This window comes from Sphaerisporangium sp. NPDC049457, assembly GCF_055586705.1.
On sequence record NZ_JBVJHR010000005.1, the window covers coordinates 141,859 to 158,905 of the forward strand.

A 17,047-nucleotide genomic window follows, 5' to 3' on the forward strand; every position below is an offset into this window, starting at 1 on the left:
GCGGGGGCGTGGGTCAGTGGCGGTCGCCGGTGCCGGTGCTGGACGGCGGGGGGTCGCCGGCGGGCTCGCTGTTGACCGGGTACAGCGTGCCGTTGGCGCGTTCGGCCGCGGGACGGCTGCTGATGGTGAGGCCGGGCTCGGCGCCTTGGTCGAACCGCGAGGCGGCGTCCGGCTCGGCGGCCGGAACGGTCTGCGCGACCCACGGCAGGGCGGTGAGCAGCGGGATCTGCTCGCAGTGGACCCAGTGGACGCGGCCCATGTCGTCGATCAGCTCGGCCTCGCCCCAGTAGAGCCTCAGCAGGCTGGCCTGGGCGTTGGCCGCGTACGCGACGGGGATGAGCCGGGTGTCGGCGGGAAGCTGCGCGAGCAGGGGGCGCGCCTCGGCGAGCTCTCGCAGCCCGGCCGCCTCGCCCTCCTCGTCCGCGCCGAAGTCGAGAACCTCCTGGTGGTAGCGCGTCTTGGGGCCGAACCGGGTGAACAGCTCACGGACCAGCGCCGACACGCGGCCGTCGCCGACGCGGGCCTCGCTGATCGGCGTGGTGTCGTCTTCGGCGTAGCGGAACGGCAGCAACAGGTTGCCGTCGAGTACGACGAGGTGGTGCGGCGAGCCGTACGGCCGGACCACCTGGAACCCCGGCTCGTGCCTGAACCCGTCGACGAGGGCCTCGTAGCGCCGGGCCATCAGCGTGGACCCGTAGGCGTACCGTTTGTCGCTCCTTGAGGACTTCTGGGCGTCCTGCGCGTTGGTCGCCGCCTCGACAAGGGACGCGGCGAGCCGGCCGCGCACCGCCGCGGCGCGCTCGCCGAAACGCTCGACGGCCCACGCCGACATCTCCGCCTGCATCGCTGACCTCCCGTGAGACCGGGCCGCACCGGCCGCGGGCGTACCGGCCCGGCGGCGCGCGGCGCCCCTATGTCACTTCAGTTCCTGGCACCATACCCCCGCCGGCACTGCAGTTGATGTTGGGACGCGCGGGAAACCGGGATCAGGCGGGCGCGGGGCGCAGCGCGGCGGCGGGCTCGGGCAGCGGGAGGCCGCGCCGGTCCCACAGCTCGCGCATGCGGTCGGGGTAGTCGGTGACCAGCGCCGCCGCGCCGAGGTCGAGCAGGCGCCCGGCCTCCTCGGTGTCGTTGACCGTCCAGACGGCGACCGGCAGCCCGGCCGCCGCGGCCCGCGCCATGAGCCGCTCGTCGACCAGGACCCGGTCGGGGGACAGGGTGGTGGCGCCGATCGACGCGGCCGCCGCCGCGATGTCGCCGCCGAAGTCGGCGACATGGTCCAGCCCCAGCCACGCGGGCGTGAGCGTCGCCTCCTCCACCAGGGCGTAGCGGGCGGCGATGAGGTCCTCCGCGGCGCGCAGCACCCGCCAGTCGAAGCTGAGGATCGCCGCGCCGCCCAGCCTGCCGTGCCGGTCGAGCTCGGCGATCACCAGTTCGGTCAGCTCGCGCGGGTCGCCCGACAGGTCGGGCCTGGTCGGGTCGGACTTCAGCTCGACGTTCAGCCGCACGTCGTCGCCGCCGTAGGCGTCCACCAGGGCCAGGACGGCGCCGAGCGTCGGCATGCGGGTGCCGGGGACGGAAACCTGCGTGCGCGCGAAGGGGTCGGAGCGGGACTTCGGGTGCCGCACCCCCACGTCCAGCGTGCGCAGCCGTTGCAGGGAGAGCGAGCGGATCGGCTTGCCGACGTAGGGGAACTCGGGGTCCCCGGGGATCGCCGGGCCGGTGTCGGTGCTGGTCACCGGCGACACGGTCAGATCATGAGTGAGCACGAGCCGGCGGTCGGCGCTCAGCGCGACGTCGAACTCGATGGCGTGGACGCCCAGCTCCAGCGTGTAGGCCATGCCCGGGAGGGTGTTCTCCGGGCGCAGGCCCCGTGCCCCCCGATGGCCGTGTATCTCAACCTGCACAATGGCGCACCCTATCGTCCGCGTCCCCCGGCCCTCTTCAGGCGGGGCCGTGGAACGGACGGACGGGGCCGGCGCCGAGTCTCCGGCGGTGCGCCGGGCGGGGTGGGCCCGCCCGGCGGGGACCTTCAGATCAGCGGGCGCAGGGACAGGGTCTGGGTGCGGCCGGGGCCGACGCCGATGGCGGAGATCGGGGCGCCGCTCAGCTCCTCCAGCGCCCGGACGTAGTCCTGCGCGTTCTTCGGCAGGTCCTCGAACGACTTGGCCTCGGTGATGTCCTCCTGCCAGCCCGGCAGCTCCTCGTAGATGGGCTTGGCGTGGTGGAAGTCGGTCTGGGTCATCGGGATCTCGTCGTGGCGCACGCCGTCGACCTCGTAGGCGACGCACACCGGGATGCGCTCAAGGCCCGACAGCACGTCGAGCTTGGTGAGGAAGAAGTCGGTCACGCCGTTGATGCGCGTGGCGTAGCGGGCGATGATCGCGTCGAACCACCCGCAGCGGCGGTCGCGGCCGGTGGTGACGCCGTACTCGCCGCCGGTCGTGCGCAGCCAGTCGCCCATCTCGTCGGTGAGCTCGGTCGGGAACGGGCCCGAGCCGACGCGCGTGGTGTAGGCCTTCAGGATGCCGATGACGCGGGTCAGCCGGGTCGGCGGGATGCCCGAGCCGACGCACGCGCCGCCGGAGGTCGGCGAGGAGGAGGTGACGAACGGGTAGGTGCCGTGGTCGATGTCGAGCAGGTTGCCCTGGCCGCCTTCGAGCAGGACGACCTTGCCCTCGTCCAGCGCCTTGTTGAGGATCAGCGAGGTGTCGGCGATGTGCGGCTTGAGCCGCTCGGCGTAGCCGAGGTACTCCTCAAGGACCCGCGCGGGCTCGATGCCCCTGCGGTTGTAGACCTTGGTCAGCACCTGGTTCTTCTCGTTCAGGGCGACCTCGATCTTCTTGCCCAGGATGCCGGGGTCGAGCAGGTCCTGGACGCGCACGCCCATGCGCGCGATCTTGTCGCCGTAGGCGGGGCCGATGCCGCGGCCGGTGGTGCCGATGCGGGCCTTGCCCAGGTAGCGCTCGGTGACCTTGTCCAGCGCCTTGTGGTGGGGCATGATCAGATGCGCGCTGGCCGAGATCAGCAACCGGTCGCACGAGATGCCGCGCTCACGAAGGCCGTCGATCTCCGACAGCAGCACCCCGGGGTCGATGACGACGCCGTTGCCGATCACCGGGACGACCTCCGGAGAGAGCACTCCGGTGGGCAGCAGGTGCAGCGCGTACTTCTGGTCGCCGATGACCACGGTGTGGCCGGCGTTGTTCCCGCCCTGGTAACGGACGACGTAGTCGACCTCCCCGCCCAACAGGTCGGTGGCCTTACCCTTGCCCTCATCGCCCCATTGGGCGCCCACGAGAACGACAGCCGGCATGGTTAACTCCCGCGCACCAAAAACGAAACCCCTGGCGCAAGCGCGACAGGGGCTCTTGCGTTGAGAGACTACCCGAGCATGCTGATGCCGCCCAAGCGCGACTTACTGGTGACTTACTGGGAGTTCAGCGCCTTTACCGCTGCTGGACTGCTCTCGCGGAGAAATTGGGCGCACCGCTCGGCCTCGTCCTTCTCGCCGATCGCCTGGGCGGCGCGGGCGAGCGCGTTGAGGCAGCGCAGGAACCCGCGGTTGGGTTCGTGGTCCCAGGGGATGGGGCCGTGGCCCTTCCAGCCCGCCCTGCGGAGCTGGTCGAGGCCCCGGTGGTAGCCGGTGCGGGCGAAGGCGTAGGACGTCACGGCGTGCCCGGCGGCGAAGTACTCGTCGGCGAGCGCCGCCCATGCCGCCGAGTAGGCGGGGAACCGCGCGGCGATGTCACTGGCCTGGGCGCCGGATTCCAGCGCCTGCCTGGCCTCCGGGGTGTCCGGGAGGTGGGTCGGCGGCGGCCCGGCGATGAGGTTCTCGTGCGTTTCCATGAGCACAGTCTTACCTGTGTCGCGGCCCCGCGGTGCTGCCCCGGGCCGGATACCGGGAAAGCCGCCGATCTCGCCGGCCGCGAACCGCCGATGTCCGAGGCCGGCGGGCCGCCGGTCGCCGGCCACGGTGGGACGGCCGCCGCGCCGGCGTCGCCCGAGGACGCCGCCGCGGCGGGCTTCCCACGCGGTCAGCGCAGGCGTCTGAGCAGGGCCTTGGCCCCGCGCCGCGGAGAGATCGGCGGACGGGAGGCCTTCGCCCGGCCTGCGCCCGCGCCTGAGCCCTCCCCTGAGCCTGTGCCCGTGCCCGTTCCAGCCCCGCCGCCGCCCGGCTCGTCCTGCCCGGTCAGGGTAGCGAGCCGGTCGGCCAGGCGGGCGTTCTCGGCGCGCAGCCTGGCGATCTCCCGGGTGAGCGCGGGGTCGTCCATCTTGCCGCGCTTCGGGGGCTGAGCCTCGGCCGCAGGGAGGAAGCCCAGCGTCCTGCCGTCCACCCACCGCGTGCCGGACACCGCGTCCACCGCCGCGTCCAGCGGCTCTCCCTCGGCGCGCACCAGGGCGGCCCTGGCGAAGGCACCGGTGTGCTCAAGCCGCGCGGCGACCACCGCGTCGTCCTCGTCGAGGGCCACGCTGACCAGCCCGTACCCCTGCTCGGCCGCCTGTGCCACGAGCCGCCGCAGCGTCTCGGGGCCGGGCACCCACCCGGCGGGGCAGAACATGCGGTACGGCACGGGGGCGGCCGTGCCGGGCACCCGCCCGGCGAACCGCACGCGCGGATCCCCGCGGTACAGCCCGCGCACCATGACCAGATCGAGCAGCGGGCTGTCCAGCGGGTTGCGCCGGTCCTCCCGCGCCGACTCCCACGGTCCGACCAGCGTGACCCGGATGTCGTTCAGCGAGCCGGCGAGGAAGCCGTCCACGGTGGCTCGCAGGTCCTCGTACGCCGCGCCCTCCGCGTCGACGACGACGTCGACGTAGGGCACCAGCCACTGGCGCCGGGGATGGGTGCGCAGCCACCGCATGACCGGGATGTGGTCGGGCACGAAGACCTGGTTGTACCGCCGGACCTGTTCACCGTCGCGCATCATCATCGACATGCCGAGGTGGCGGCTGCGGGCCTCGGGGGCCAGGACGAACGCGGCGCCCGCCTGGGCGAGCCGGTAGCCGAGCTCGGTGTCCTCGCCGAGGACCAGGCCGGTGTCCAGCGGGCCGGCCTCGCGAAGCAGGCGGGCGTTCACCGAGGCGGCGTTGGTCACGTGGACGCGGTAGGCGGTGTCGCCCGCGGTGCGCAGGCCGTCGGTCCGCTCGGCCAGGTCGACGATCCAGCTGTGCGGCTCGCTCGCGGCCTCGTCGAAGAGCTCGCCGGCGGCGCCGGCGCTCACGGCCGCGTGGACCTCGGCGGGGCCGGGCCCGCCCGGACGGTGGTCGACGTACCGCACGTACCCCATGACCACCAGGTAGTCGGCCAGGTGGTGCCAGCGCATGTGCGCCTCCACCTCGTCGTGGAAGGTGACCATGTCGGCGTCCAGCCAGTGGACGACGTCCCCCTCGGCGAGGGCGAGCCCGGCGTTGCGGGCGTCGGAGCGTCCGCGCGCCCCCGGCTCGGTGGTGATCAGCCGGGTGTTCTCCGGCCTGATCTCCGGCAGGCGCAGCGCGGGGGTGGTGCCGTCGTCGACGACCACGACCTCCGTCAGGTGCCGGGGGTAGCTCTGCGCGGCCAGGGCGGCGAGGGTGAGGTCGAGCTTGTCCTGGTGGCCGTAGGCGGCGATCACCACGCTGACCGACAGCCGGGGCGTCCAGGCGCCCGGCTCCGGCGGGGTGAGCACCCCGTAGTCGTTGTGCCGGATCCGCGGCTGGGCCGTTCGCGCGTGCGAGGTCGGCTGGTGCGTCACTGCTCCCACTCCATCAGTCGGCTCGGCCGGAATCCCCGCCACTGCTCCTTGGCCCTGGCCAGGAAGTAGCCGATCGGCTCCTGCCAGGTGTGCCTGCCGCGCGCCGCCCTGCGGGCGACGAACCCCAGGCCGTGCGTCCGGTAGATGGCGCCGCCGGACCGCAGCAAATGCTGGAAGAACTGCACGTCCACCGCGCGCGGCACCGGCCGGAAGCCGCCGAGGGCCTCGAACGCGGAGCGGGCCACCACGAACGTGCCGCCGGCCACGTGGTTGGACATCGTCTCGCTGGTCCAGCCGCGCCGGATGGTGAGGTCGATCTGCTGCAGATAGAAGAACTCCGAGGCGGCGCCCACGAGCTCGGCCCCCGAGTAGGACTGGGCGAGCATCATGTCGGCCAGGTGGTCGGGGCCGTACCAGTCGTCGTCGTCCCATTTGCTCAGGAACGATCCGGTGGCGTGGCGGGCCGCCTGGTTCAGCACGACGCCGAACGGCACGGACGCGTCCGCCTCGACCACCGTGATCGGCCGGTCGAAGCCGGCGACGGCCCGCGCCACCTCGGGCGTGCCGGCCGGCACCCCGTGCAGGGTGAGGATGACCTCAAGGTCCACTCCTCGCTGCCGCATGATCTGGCCGAGGGCGAAGGGCACCAGGCTCGCGCGCCGGGTGCACATGATGACCGAGATCGTCGGCGGCGCCGGGACGGCGATGCCGGCCCGCTCGGCGAGCTCGCGCCATCGCGCCATGGTCCCGTGCCGGGTGAGGGCCGTGCGGCGCAGCAGGACGCTGTGCTCCTCGCGGCGCAGGTCGTCGGCCAGGTCCTGTTCGGTCGCGGCGGTCAGGCGGGCGGTCAGGTCCGGTCCGAGCGCCCGCGCCGCCCACTCGGGAGGCGGCCCGGACAGCAGGGGGACGCCGGCGGCGGACAGGCCCGCCACGGCGCGGACCGCGGCGATCGGGCCGGTGTGGGCCGGACGCCAGGCGAGACGGACGCCGCGCAGGCGGCGCAGCCTGCCGACGTCGGCGTCGGTCACGCCGCCCGAGGCGGGGAGGCGGACGAGCGTGCGGCCCTCCAGGCGGACCTCCCAGCGCCCGTCGCGCTGGACGAGGTCGGCCATCGGCCGCGTGGGGGTCTTGAGGAAGCCCTGCGGGTTCACCGAGCGCTCGTCCACGGGCGGCACGGTCTCCGGGGTGAACCGCGCGCCGGCCAGCGCCTGGTAGCCGCCGGGAGCGCCGAGGCGCTCCCAGGTGGGCGCGGGCGGGCGGTCGACGGCGGGCACCCGCTCGTCGATCCACTCCTGCGCGGGCGGGGCGGCGCGGACGGCCAGGTCGGCGGTGGTCACCCCTGACCGTTCCGGGGCGGGCCCCTGCCGGTCGGCCACGGTCACGTTAGGGTCGCCGGGCCGCCAGTCGGCCAGCCCGGGACCGGCCAGCCCGGCCATGGGCAGCGGGTACCCGCTCAGGTGGTGGCCGCCGAAGCTTCTCGCGACCGCCGCGGCGACCTCACCGGCGGGCTGCGGCTCGGAGAAGCGTGCCTTGACCCGCCAGCCGGTGCTGCCGTACCGGGAGACGCCGACGTCCCGCAGGAAGCGGCGGCCGAGGCCCGGCGACAGCGGCACGCCGGGGGCGTCGCACCACGGCGGCGACTCCACGACGATCACGCCGACCATGGGGGCCGCGGGCAGTTCGCCGCCGAGCGTCACGGCCCGGCGCAGGTCGGTGGGGGTGCGCGCGACGACCAGGACGGCGGAAGGGTCGGGAGTCGTCCAGGGCGCGGGGCTCATGCTGTCCACGTCGGCGGCCTCGAAGGCGACGCCGGGGAGCAGCCCGTCGAGGTCGGCGGTCTCCACTCCGGCGAAGGCCACGGCGACCTTCCCGCCGGCGCGGGTCAGCTCGGCGGTCATCCCGGCCGTCGTGAGGGCGGCGGTCATGCCGGGCCTCGCCGGCGGCCGGCGCCTGGACGATGCGGGGGGATCATCGGGTGGTCCGCCTGAGGATCATGGCGCCCTTCTCGGCCGGGTAGGCGTCGCCGGTCAGCTCCGGGTGCTCTCTGAGCCAGCGGTCGGCGACGTCCCGCTCGCCGGGGCGGTCGGTGTCGTCCATGACGAACCAGGCGCCCTCCGCGCAGCGCGGCAGCAGCACCGGCAGCGCCGGGTAGCGGGCGAGCGGGGCGACCGCGCCGGGCGGCCCGTCCACGAAGACCAGGCCGATGCCGTTCAGGTCGTCCACGGCCCTGGTGTCGTACCAGGGGAAGCTCTCGCCGCCGGTCGCGGAGGGGCCGGCCTGGTGGGCGGCGGTCATGGCGGCCCGCGCGTCGCCGGCCGCCATGCCGCCGGCCGCCGTGCCGCCGGGCGTCCAGGTGGTGAGCGGTGCGTGGCGCACCTCGACGACGTCCTGCAGGCCGTGGGCGGCGACCAGGTCTCTGGACGCCTCGGCGAACCGTTCGTCGTGCTCCAGGGCGACGACGCGCCCGCCGCCGAAACGCTGCACGGCGTACCCGAGCCAGACGCTGGACGCCCCGCTCCCGCACTCCACGATGATCTTGGTGTGGTCGGCCGCGACGCGCCCGATGAGCAGGCGCAGGACGTCGGGGGAGGCCGCCCAGCCGCGCAGCCGGGGCAGCGGCGCGCGCGGTTCGAGCAGAGAGCGGACGTCGATCAGCGCTTCGAGCTGCGCGTAGTCATGGCGGGCTGAGCGGGCCAGGTCGGCGTGCCCCTCGCGCAGAGCGCCCTCCAGCGCGTCGAGCCGTTCGCCGAGGTCGCGCACCGCCCCGACGGCGGCCGCGGTGACCTGCTCGTGGTCATGGCGGAGCTTGGCCACCTCGTCCATGGCGCCGGAGCTCTGCCGGACGGCGGTCTCGACGCGGGACACGGCGCCGGACAGCCGGTCGAGGCGCTGCGTCTGCGTGGCGAGCTCCACGCGGTCCTCGCCCAAAGCGGCCAGAACGGCGCGGGACTGCTCGCGGGCGGCGTTCTCCAGCCGGCCGGTGAGCCCGTCGAACGCGGTGGTGAGCCGCGCGAGGCTCTGTTCGGTCCTGGCGAGCGCGGCCTCCTGGCGCTTGGTCCGCGCGTCGATGCGCAGCGCCTTGCCGTCGGTCCTGCGCACGCCGGCGACGACCACGGCGGCCGTGGCCAGGATCACGGCCGATACGGCGAGCTGGACCGCGGCGATCGGTTCCACGGCGCCCGCAGCGGACAGCAGCACCAGCGTGATCATGACGACGCCCGCGAAGGCGGCGCCGATGACCAGCAGGAGGCGTGGGGATAATGTCCGCATTACTTCCCTTTCTGGATGTATCAGGCAGGGGATCCCAAGAATATGCAGCGTCAGGTAAAGGGCTCCCAGGAGACGCGGGAGCCGTACTCACCGCGCCAGCGAGCGAGCATGCTCGCCCATTGGAGGACATAGAGCGGCCCGGACCAGCGCGCCTGCCGGGCGCGAAGTTCCGCGTCGCTCAGAGCGGCGAGTAATCGCGGGCCGAGCAGCGCGCGCACCTCGTCGCTCGCCGCGACGCTCCCGGCCAGCTCGGCGAGCGCGGCCGGGCTGGTCGAGCGCCTCGGACCAGGGACAGGTCGTTCCCCCGGGTCGTTGGTGGAGGGGAGCGCGGCCACATCCGGCGCTCCGTACCCGAGCATCGCCCGGTAATACGCGTGGTCCTCGCGCGCGGCGAGCGGGATGCCGAGGGCGGCGGTGACCACGTCCGGCCCGGCGAACGGCAGCCACACCTCCGCCTCCGGTCCGAGCAGCCAGTTCGGCGAGCTGTAGATCCCCCGGTAGCGGGTCAGCAGGCGGGCGAGCACCGGCATGGCATGGTGCTCGTCCACCGGCCCCGTCACCCGGTGGAACGCCGCCAGGCTCAGGTCGGCGAGCGCGTCGCCCACCCCCGGCGCCCAGATCTCCGGATGCCGGGGGAAGTGCCCCGACAGCGACCTCCAGACCGCGGCGCGCACCTGTGCCCGGCCGCCGTCCCGCGGCACCTCGCCGCCCCTTCTCAGCAGGCCGTCTCCGAGGCAGCCGTCGATCAGCGGCGCGCGCAGGCGGTGGACGGCCCGCGCGTACGGCATCGCCCAGCCGTGGTGCAGGGTCTGGTACTGCGTGCGCCGCCACACCAGCCGGTGGTCCTCCAGCCAGGACTCCGGCCCGGGGGCCACCACGTGGTGCGGCACGCCGAGCGCGCCGGCCACGGCGGGGGCGTGCGCGAGGTCCAGGTCCAGGCCGTCGTCGGTGCTGGTGGTCCACGCCTCGATCTGGGCGCCGGCCCGCCGGGCGGCGAGCGAGGCGAGCAGCCGGGAGTCCCAGCCGCCGCTGAGCCCGACCGCCACCGGCCCCTCGCGGTGCGGGATGCGCCCCGCGATCAGGTCCACCATCTCCTCGGGCGCGGGCGGCTTGTCCGGCTCGGCGGCCAGCCAGGCGGGCTCGAAGCGCTCGACGCGCGGCGGGCCGCCGGAGGAGACGCGCCACGCGGTCGCGGGCGCCAGGCGCCTGATCTCGCGGAACGGCGTCTCGTCGCCGAGCGGCGTCATCATCACCAGCAGGTTCGCCCAGGCCGACCAGTCCATGTGCAGCGGGGCGTCGTCCAGGCGGACGAGCGGGTCCAGGCGGGCGGAGAAGTAAAGGGCGTCCCCCAGGGGACGGACGTGCAACTCGTTCAGGCCGAGGGCGTCGGTGTGCAGGACGGCGCCGTCCCGGTCGACGACCAGCCCGGCGGCCATGCGGCGCTCGGCGGCGTCCTGCCAGGAGTGCGGCTGGGGCAGCCCGCCGGCCAGCGGCCACCACAGGTGACCGGAGCGCGGGCCGGACGACCAGTTCTCGGGCTCGCCCGTGGACCACAGGGCAGCAGAGGGGGAACGGTGCACCTCGTCGAGCCCCCGCGGCGAGGCCGACAGCAGCCGGTTCGCCACGCGTGCATCCCACTTTCCGATGGCACCGCACACATATGGTCGCGCTCGGTAGGAGATGAACATTTAGCTCATGCTAACGACATATTCGTTACATCAGCCTCCCTGTCATCTCTTTTTACACTTTCTCTCATGGAATTCACATGGAACGGGCAGGTCATGATGGCCTGCCCGTTCCATGCGCGTGTCATGGCGTCCTCGACTCGAAGATCGCCGCCGAGTCAGGACAGCTTGGTGCCCGCGGACAGCAGGTGCTGGCAGGCCTCGACCACTCGCGCCGCCATGCCGGCCTCGGCCGACTTGCCCCACGAGCGGGGGTCGTACTCCTTCTTGCTGCCCACGTCGCCGTCGACCTTCAGGACACCGTCGTACTTCCTGAACATGTGGTCGGCCACCGGGCGGGTGAAGGCGTACTGGGTGTCGGTGTCGATGTTCATCTTCACCACGCCGTAGGAGATCGCCTCGCGGATCTCCTCGAGCGACGAGCCGGAGCCGCCGTGGAAGACCAGGTAGAACGGCTTGTCCTGGCTGTACTTGGCGCCGACGGCGTCCTGGATGTCCTTCAGCACGCTCGGGCGCAGCTTGACGTGGCCCGGCTTGTAGACGCCGTGCACGTTGCCGAAGGTGGCGGCCAGCATGTAACGGCCGCGGTCGCCCAGACCGAGCGCCTCGGCGGTGGCCAGGGCGTCCTCGGGGGTGCTGTAGAGCTTCTCGTTCATCTCGCCGACGACGCCGTCCTCCTCGCCGCCGACCACGCCGATCTCGGCCTCAAGGACGATGTTGGCGGCGCTGGCCTTCTCGAGCAGCTCGCGGGCGATCTGGAGGTTCTCGTCCAGCGGGCACGCCGAGCCGTCCCACATGTGCGACTGGAACAGCGGGTCCTTGCCCTGCGCGATGCGCTCAAGGGAGATCTCGATGAGCGGGCGCACGAAGCTGTCGAGCTTTTCCTTCTGGCAGTGGTCGGTGTGCAGCGCGACGGTCACCGGGTACTTGGCGGCCACGACCCGGGCGTACTCGGCCAGCGCCACCGACCCGGTCACCATGTCCTTCACCGTCGAACCGGAGAGGTACTCGGCGCCGCCGGTCGACACCTGGATGATGCCGTCGCTCTCGGCCTCGGCGAAACCGCGCAGCGCGGCGTTCAACGTCTGCGAGGACGTCACGTTGATCGCCGGGTATGCGAAACCATTGGCCTTGGCCCGGTCGAGCATCTCGGCGTAGACCTCTGGGGTCGCGATAGGCATCGGAAGTCATCTCCCTAGAAGGAACGAACTGGCTGGTGGAGAGCGATATGCGCCTCCGGGGCAAGTATTGCGAAGCGGCGGCGTTCCAGGAAGGAGGAGCCCGGCCCTTGTTTCGCGTCCATCGGTCCGGTCGTCTTCAACAATGGGCCGTGCCATCCGGGCTGTCCGGCCAGGCGCCGGTCTGTCCCGCCGTCGTTCGATCTCACCCTCAAGGTCCTACCCTCTCGCACCCCGGACCCGGCTGCCAGCGGTACCCTCGTCGGTGATGGACCTCACAAATCTTCTGGACGCCCAGTGGTGGATCGTCACCTTCGGGCTCATCGGCATCCTGGCGATCATCTTCGCCGAGACCGGCCTGCTCATCGGCTTCTTCCTGCCCGGTGACTCGCTCCTGGTCGTGGCGGGCATGGGGGCGTCCGCCGCCGTCGCCGCCTCCTTCGGCCTCGACACGCCGTTCCCGCTCGCCGTCCTGCTGATCTGCACGCCGCTGTGCGCGATCGCGGGGGCGCAGCTCGGCCACTACATCGGCGCCAAGAGCGGCCCACGGCTGTTCTCCCGGCCCGACTCCCGGCTGTTCAAGCAGGAGTACGTCGAGAAGGCCGAGCACTACTTCGCGAAGTTCGGCCCGTCCAAGGCCGTGGTGCTGGCGAGGTTCATCCCGATCGTCCGCACGTTCCTCAACCCGGTGGCCGGCATGCTCGGCATGCCGGTGCGCAAGTTCTTCCTGTGGAACGTCGTGGGCGGCATCCTGTGGACCGAGTCGATGCTGCTCATCGGCTATTTCGTCGGCGTCTTCGTCGGCGACACCGTCCCTGAGATCGACCGCTACATCCTGCCGGGCGCCGCGCTGATCATCGTCCTGTCGGTGATCCCGATCATCCGCGAGATCCTCAAGGGCCGCAAAGAGGCCAAGGCCGTCGCCGGCGCGGTCGCCGAGCCCCGCGGACGCCACCACCGCGACGCCGCGCCCCCGCTCTAACGGCTGCGACGGCTGCGGCGGCCATGGCGGCTGTGGCGGTCTTGACGGCACCGCCCGGCCGCACGCCGAAGCGCCGCCGCACAGGTCGCGGCGGCGCGGTCCCGCGACGTCCGTGAGTCAAGAAAGTCCTGCTTGGCGGCCATCCCGCACCGCTCAGGCGCTACTCTCCGATATGTGGGACGCCATCGGTCCGACCCGTTGGGCATCGCCCGCCTGCTGCTCGTGGGCCTGGCGGTCCTGCTGCTGCTCGCGCTGATCGTGCTGGGCGCGGTGTCCCTGGTGGGATCGCTGAACTCCGACGCCGAGCCCGCGCCCGGCGGCGGCTCCGGTCAGACCGCCACGCCCCCTGTCTCCTCCGCGTCCCCCTTCGAGTCCCCCATCGCGGCCCCCTCGCAGGCCGCGCCCGGCGCCGAGGTGCCCACCGTCTTCGTCGAGTGCCGGGCCGACACCTGCCCGCTGTTCGTCCGGGTCACCGGCGGTGACGTGGTCGAAGACCGCGACCTGGTGCGCGGCCAGCAGGCCGCGTACTTCCAGCCGGCCCTCGACGTGGTGCTCGGCGACGCCTCCGCCGTGTACGTCGAGGTGAACGGCGAGCCGCGCTCCCCCGGCAAGCCGGGGGAGCGGCAGACCCTCAAGGTCGAGCGGGACGCGGCGCAGTGACCTTGAGCTGAAACTTTCAGCCGCGCCGCACGCCGGACGGCTCTATTCGAGACCGAGATCGGTCAGCGTGTACGCCGTGCGGTAGGTCAGCCCGGCGGCCTCGATCGCCGCCGCGGCGCCCCGGTCGACGATGGTCGCGACGCCGGCGATCTCGGCGCCCGCCTCGCGCAGCGCCTCCACCGCCGTGAGCACGGACGCCCCGGTGGTCGAGGTGTCCTCCACGGCGAGCACGCGGCGGCCCGCGACGTCGGGCCCCTCGATGCGGCGCTGGAGGCCGTGCGCCTTGCCCGCCTTGCGGACGACGAAGGCGTCCAGGGCGCGCCCCCGCGCGGCCGCGGCGTGCAGCATGGCCGCGGCCACCGGGTCGGCGCCCAGCGTCAGCCCGCCGACGGCGTCGTAGCCCAGATCGTCGGTCAGATCGAGCATCACCCGGCCGACCAGCGGGGCGGCGGTGCCGTCCAGCGTGATGCGCCGCAGATCCACATACCAGTCGGCCTCGCGCCCGGAAGAGAGCACGACCCGCCCGTGCACCACGCCCTTTTTCTTGATCTCGTCCAGCAGATTCTCACGGTCGCTCATGGGGCAAGCCTAGAGAGGCCCGAATCGCGTCGACCGGCGGGCCACTCGTTTATCACCCCAGGTCGGTAATAGGAGGCAAACTGATACGGTCTGCCGTGAACGTTCCTCGATATGGTCAGGCGCGGGCCGAATCGCCGGGATTCACCCTCGCACGATCAGTGGCTTCATTACCCTGAGATAGGGCCGGGCTTCGGCTGCCACCGGACCTGGGCCATGTAGAAAGGGCGGTGTCGCGTGGATCGCTGCGCGCTGTTCGTGGACGCTGGCTATCTGCTGGCGGACGGGGCGATGGCCGTGCATGGGACCCGCCATCGCGAAGCCGTCGCCTGGGACTATCCCGGCCTGCTCGATCTGCTGTCAACGCTCGCGCGCGAGCGCACAGACCTGCCCCTGCTGCGCTGCTACTGGTACGAGGCGACGGTCGAGGGCAGGCGCACCCCCGAGCACGACGCGCTCGCCGACCTCCCCGGGCTCAAGCTGCGGCTGGCCCGCATCAGGCCCGGCCGCAGAGAGGGCGTGGACGCCCAGGTCCACCGCGACCTGATGACCCTGGCCCGCAACAACGCCATCTGCGACGCCGTCGTGGTGAGCGGCGACGAAGATTTGGCCCAGGTGGTCAGCGACGCCCAAGATCTCGGCATCCGCGTCACCGTGATCCACATCGCGGCCGAGGGCGGCTGGGCGGTGTCCCGCACGCTCCAGCAAGAGTGCGACGACCTCATCGAGATCGGCAGCGGGCACCTTCGGCCCTACGTCAACCTGGTCACCGGCAACGTCGCGGGCGGCGCCGACGGCCCGGTCTCCGGCAACGGCCACCGACTGCCGCAGCCCATCGGCAACGGCCGGTCCCGCGACTCGCGCGCGCAGCACCAGAGCCGCCAGTCGTCGGGGGCCGATCCGGCCCCGGCCCCGCACGCGCACGGCGCCGGCTCCCACGCCCCTCCCGCTCCCGGCGTCTCGGCGCCGGCCGCCTACGATCGGCGGCCCGGGGCCTCCGGCCACGCCCAGAGCTCTCTGGGCGCCCTGGTCGGGCCCGGAGCGCACGGCTCCGGCGGCGGTCAGGGCTCCCACGGCGCCGACTATCCGGGCTCGTCCGCCGGGCAGGGCACGGCCGGCGCCGACTATCCGGGCTCGTCCGCCGGGCAGGGCACGGCCGGCGCCGACTATCCGGGCCCGTCCGCGCAGGGGGCGCCGGACGCGGCCTACCAGGCATCCTCCGCCGGGCACGAGCCGTCCGGCGGCGACTACCAGGGCACCTCGGCCGGGCAGGGCTCCGCCGGTCGCGACTACCAGGGCGGCCAGGCCGGGCAGGGGTCCGCCGGCGGCGACTACCAGGCGGGTTCGGCCGGGCAGGGCTCGCTCGGCTCCGGCTACCAGGGCGCTTCGACCGGGCAGGGCTTGTCCGGCGGCGACTACCAGAGGACGCCCGCGGGGCAGGGCTCCACGGGCGCCGACTACCAGCTGACCTCCACGGGGCACGAGCCGTCCGGCGGCGACTACCAGAGCGCCTCGGCCGGGCAGGGCTCCGCCGGTCGCGACTACCAGACCGGTTCGGGGGGGCAGGGGTCCGCCGGCGGCGACTACCAGGCGGGTTCGGCCGGGCAGGGCTCGCTCGGCTCCGGCTACCAGAGCGCCTCGGCCGCACAGGGCCCGTCCGGCGCCGAGTATTCGCGCTCCGCTGCCGCGCTGGAGCAGCACGGTTCCGATTACCACGCGGGCGGCGAGCAGGGTTCCCGCGGCGCCGAGCCGCAGGGCGCCTCCGCCGGGGCGGGCACTCTGGGCGCCGGGTCAGGCTCGCTCGGGTCCGGTTCGCTCGGGTCCGGTTCGCTCGGGCACGAGGCCCGCGGGTCAGGTCAGGCGGGCGACACTCGTGGCCAGGGCGCTCGCACGCCCGGCGGCCTGTCGTCGGGTGGCCTGTCGTCCGGTGGTCTGTCGTCCGGGGGTCCCGGGAGCGGCGGCCTGGCCTCCGGCGGTCCGATGGGCGATGATCTGGCGGGCGGCGGCGGGCTCACCATGGGCTTCCCCGCCATCACCGACCGGCCCGGCGGCGCCTCCTCCGGTTCGTCCCGGTCCGGCGGTCCGGCGTCGGGCGGCCCGTCCTCCGGCTCCGCCGGCCATGAGTCCGGCGGCCTGGCGTCCGGATCCACCCGTTCCGGCGATCCGTCCTCCGGCGGGTCCCGCTCCTCCGCCGGGGCCGGCCTGCCGTCGTCCGGCGCGCCGCAGGGGCCCTCCAGCGCCTCCTCGGGTGCCGGCGGTCAGGGCTCCACCACCGCGGCCGGTCTCCCGGTCCGCTCGCCGGGCTCCGGCGCCCGCGTCGGCGGCGCCCACGCGACCGGCGCGCACGCGACCGGGGCCCACGGCACCGGCTCCCACGCCTCGTCGTCGCACGGCTCGGGCGCGCACGGGCCGGGCGCGTCGCAGCCCGCGGCGGCGCAGCGTTCGTCGCAGCCCGCGCTTCCCGCCGGCCACTCCGGCTACTCCGCCGAGGCGCGCCAGTCGTCCCACTCGTCGCAGGTCTCCTCCGGGCCGCCGACCGGCCCGATGGCGGCACCGGTCCCGCCGCAGCCGCCGGCCGTGCCGGGTCAATACAGCATGGGCGGCTCCGGCGGCCCGCCCTACGCCGGTCATCACCTCGGCCCGTACACCGGGCCCCAGCCCGCTCCGCTGCCCTCTCCGGCCTCGCCGGGCACCACCACGCTGGCCGACGCGGTGAAGGCCGCGCACAAGGAGGGGCACGACTTCGGCGAGTCGGTCGCCCGTGACGCCCCCGCCCTGTGGCTGGAGGCCGTGCTGGCCCGCAAGCCGCGCATGCCGTCGGACCTTGAGGCCCGGCTGCTCCAGGGCTCCTCGCTGCCCATCGACTTCCTGCTCCACGACGAGGTCCGCCACGCCCTGCGCCGGGGCTTCTGGGACGCCCTCGAACGCGCCCGCCGCTGACCCGCCCTCACCAGGCGGCCC

The 17,047-nt window shown here is 73.6% G+C and carries 13 protein-coding genes; 3 read left to right on the forward strand and 10 right to left on the reverse strand.

Annotated elements, in window-relative coordinates; all coding sequences use genetic code 11:
• Positions 1 to 13: 13 nt before the first annotated feature.
• The 9 genes from ACZ6QO_RS09955 to fbaA all read right to left on the reverse strand — a co-directional run bounded on the left by ACZ6QO_RS09955 (position 14) and on the right by fbaA (position 11,871).
• Positions 14 to 844, reverse strand: coding sequence for a hypothetical protein (locus tag ACZ6QO_RS09955; protein WP_465849374.1), 831 nt, complete (start codon positions 842 to 844; stop codon positions 14 to 16).
• A gap of 142 nt (positions 845 to 986) precedes the next feature.
• Positions 987 to 1,907, reverse strand: coding sequence for a glycerophosphodiester phosphodiesterase family protein (locus tag ACZ6QO_RS09960; protein WP_465849375.1), 921 nt, complete (start codon positions 1,905 to 1,907; stop codon positions 987 to 989).
• Between the two features lie 125 nt (positions 1,908 to 2,032).
• Positions 2,033 to 3,316, reverse strand: a complete 1,284-nt coding sequence (locus ACZ6QO_RS09965) for an adenylosuccinate synthase (protein ID WP_465849377.1) — start codon at positions 3,314 to 3,316, stop codon at positions 2,033 to 2,035.
• Positions 3,317 to 3,429: 113 nt separating this feature from the next.
• Positions 3,430 to 3,849 carry a DUF3151 domain-containing protein gene (locus ACZ6QO_RS09970; RefSeq protein ID WP_465849378.1) on the reverse strand — a complete coding sequence of 140 codons (420 nt, stop codon included), beginning with the start codon at positions 3,847 to 3,849 and terminating at the stop codon, positions 3,430 to 3,432.
• A 188-nt stretch (positions 3,850 to 4,037) separates the two neighbouring features.
• Positions 4,038 to 5,735 carry a glycosyltransferase family 2 protein gene (locus tag ACZ6QO_RS09975; RefSeq protein ID WP_465849379.1) on the reverse strand — a complete coding sequence of 566 codons (1,698 nt, stop codon included), beginning with the start codon at positions 5,733 to 5,735 and terminating at the stop codon, positions 4,038 to 4,040.
• Positions 5,732 to 7,660 (reverse strand): glycosyltransferase, encoded by a 1,929-nt coding sequence (locus ACZ6QO_RS09980; protein ID WP_465849381.1) that lies wholly within the window; start codon positions 7,658 to 7,660, stop codon positions 5,732 to 5,734. The genes ACZ6QO_RS09975 and ACZ6QO_RS09980 overlap by 4 nt, the downstream gene beginning before the upstream one ends.
• A 43-nt stretch (positions 7,661 to 7,703) precedes the next feature.
• Positions 7,704 to 9,005 (reverse strand): class I SAM-dependent methyltransferase, encoded by a 1,302-nt coding sequence (locus ACZ6QO_RS09985; RefSeq protein ID WP_465849382.1) that lies wholly within the window; start codon positions 9,003 to 9,005, stop codon positions 7,704 to 7,706.
• 50 nt (positions 9,006 to 9,055) lie between these two features.
• The gene (locus ACZ6QO_RS09990; protein WP_465849384.1) at positions 9,056 to 10,630 is read right to left on the reverse strand and encodes an asparagine synthase-related protein; all 1,575 of its coding nucleotides are present in this window, start codon (positions 10,628 to 10,630) and stop codon (positions 9,056 to 9,058) included.
• A gap of 218 nt (positions 10,631 to 10,848) precedes the next feature.
• Entirely contained in the window at positions 10,849 to 11,871 is a 1,023-nt protein-coding gene (gene fbaA, locus ACZ6QO_RS09995) for a class II fructose-bisphosphate aldolase (protein WP_465849386.1), read from the reverse strand.
• A gap of 265 nt (positions 11,872 to 12,136) precedes the next feature.
• Between fbaA and ACZ6QO_RS10000 the strand changes: the two genes are divergently transcribed.
• Together ACZ6QO_RS10000 and ACZ6QO_RS10005 are read left to right on the forward strand one after the other, a co-directional pair.
• Positions 12,137 to 12,850 carry a DedA family protein gene (locus ACZ6QO_RS10000; protein WP_465849387.1) on the forward strand — a complete coding sequence of 238 codons (714 nt, stop codon included), beginning with the start codon at positions 12,137 to 12,139 and terminating at the stop codon, positions 12,848 to 12,850.
• A gap of 174 nt (positions 12,851 to 13,024) precedes the next feature.
• Positions 13,025 to 13,510, forward strand: coding sequence for a hypothetical protein (locus ACZ6QO_RS10005; RefSeq protein ID WP_465849389.1), 486 nt, complete (start codon positions 13,025 to 13,027; stop codon positions 13,508 to 13,510).
• Between the two features lie 42 nt (positions 13,511 to 13,552).
• On the opposite strand, the gene pyrE is transcribed toward ACZ6QO_RS10005, so the two are convergent.
• Positions 13,553 to 14,089 carry an orotate phosphoribosyltransferase gene (gene pyrE / locus ACZ6QO_RS10010; RefSeq protein WP_465849391.1) on the reverse strand — a complete coding sequence of 179 codons (537 nt, stop codon included), beginning with the start codon at positions 14,087 to 14,089 and terminating at the stop codon, positions 13,553 to 13,555.
• A gap of 234 nt (positions 14,090 to 14,323) precedes the next feature.
• Between pyrE and ACZ6QO_RS10015 the strand changes: the two genes are divergently transcribed.
• Positions 14,324 to 17,026, forward strand: a complete 2,703-nt coding sequence (locus tag ACZ6QO_RS10015; protein WP_465849393.1) for an NYN domain-containing protein — start codon at positions 14,324 to 14,326, stop codon at positions 17,024 to 17,026.
• Positions 17,027 to 17,047 lie beyond the last annotated feature (21 nt).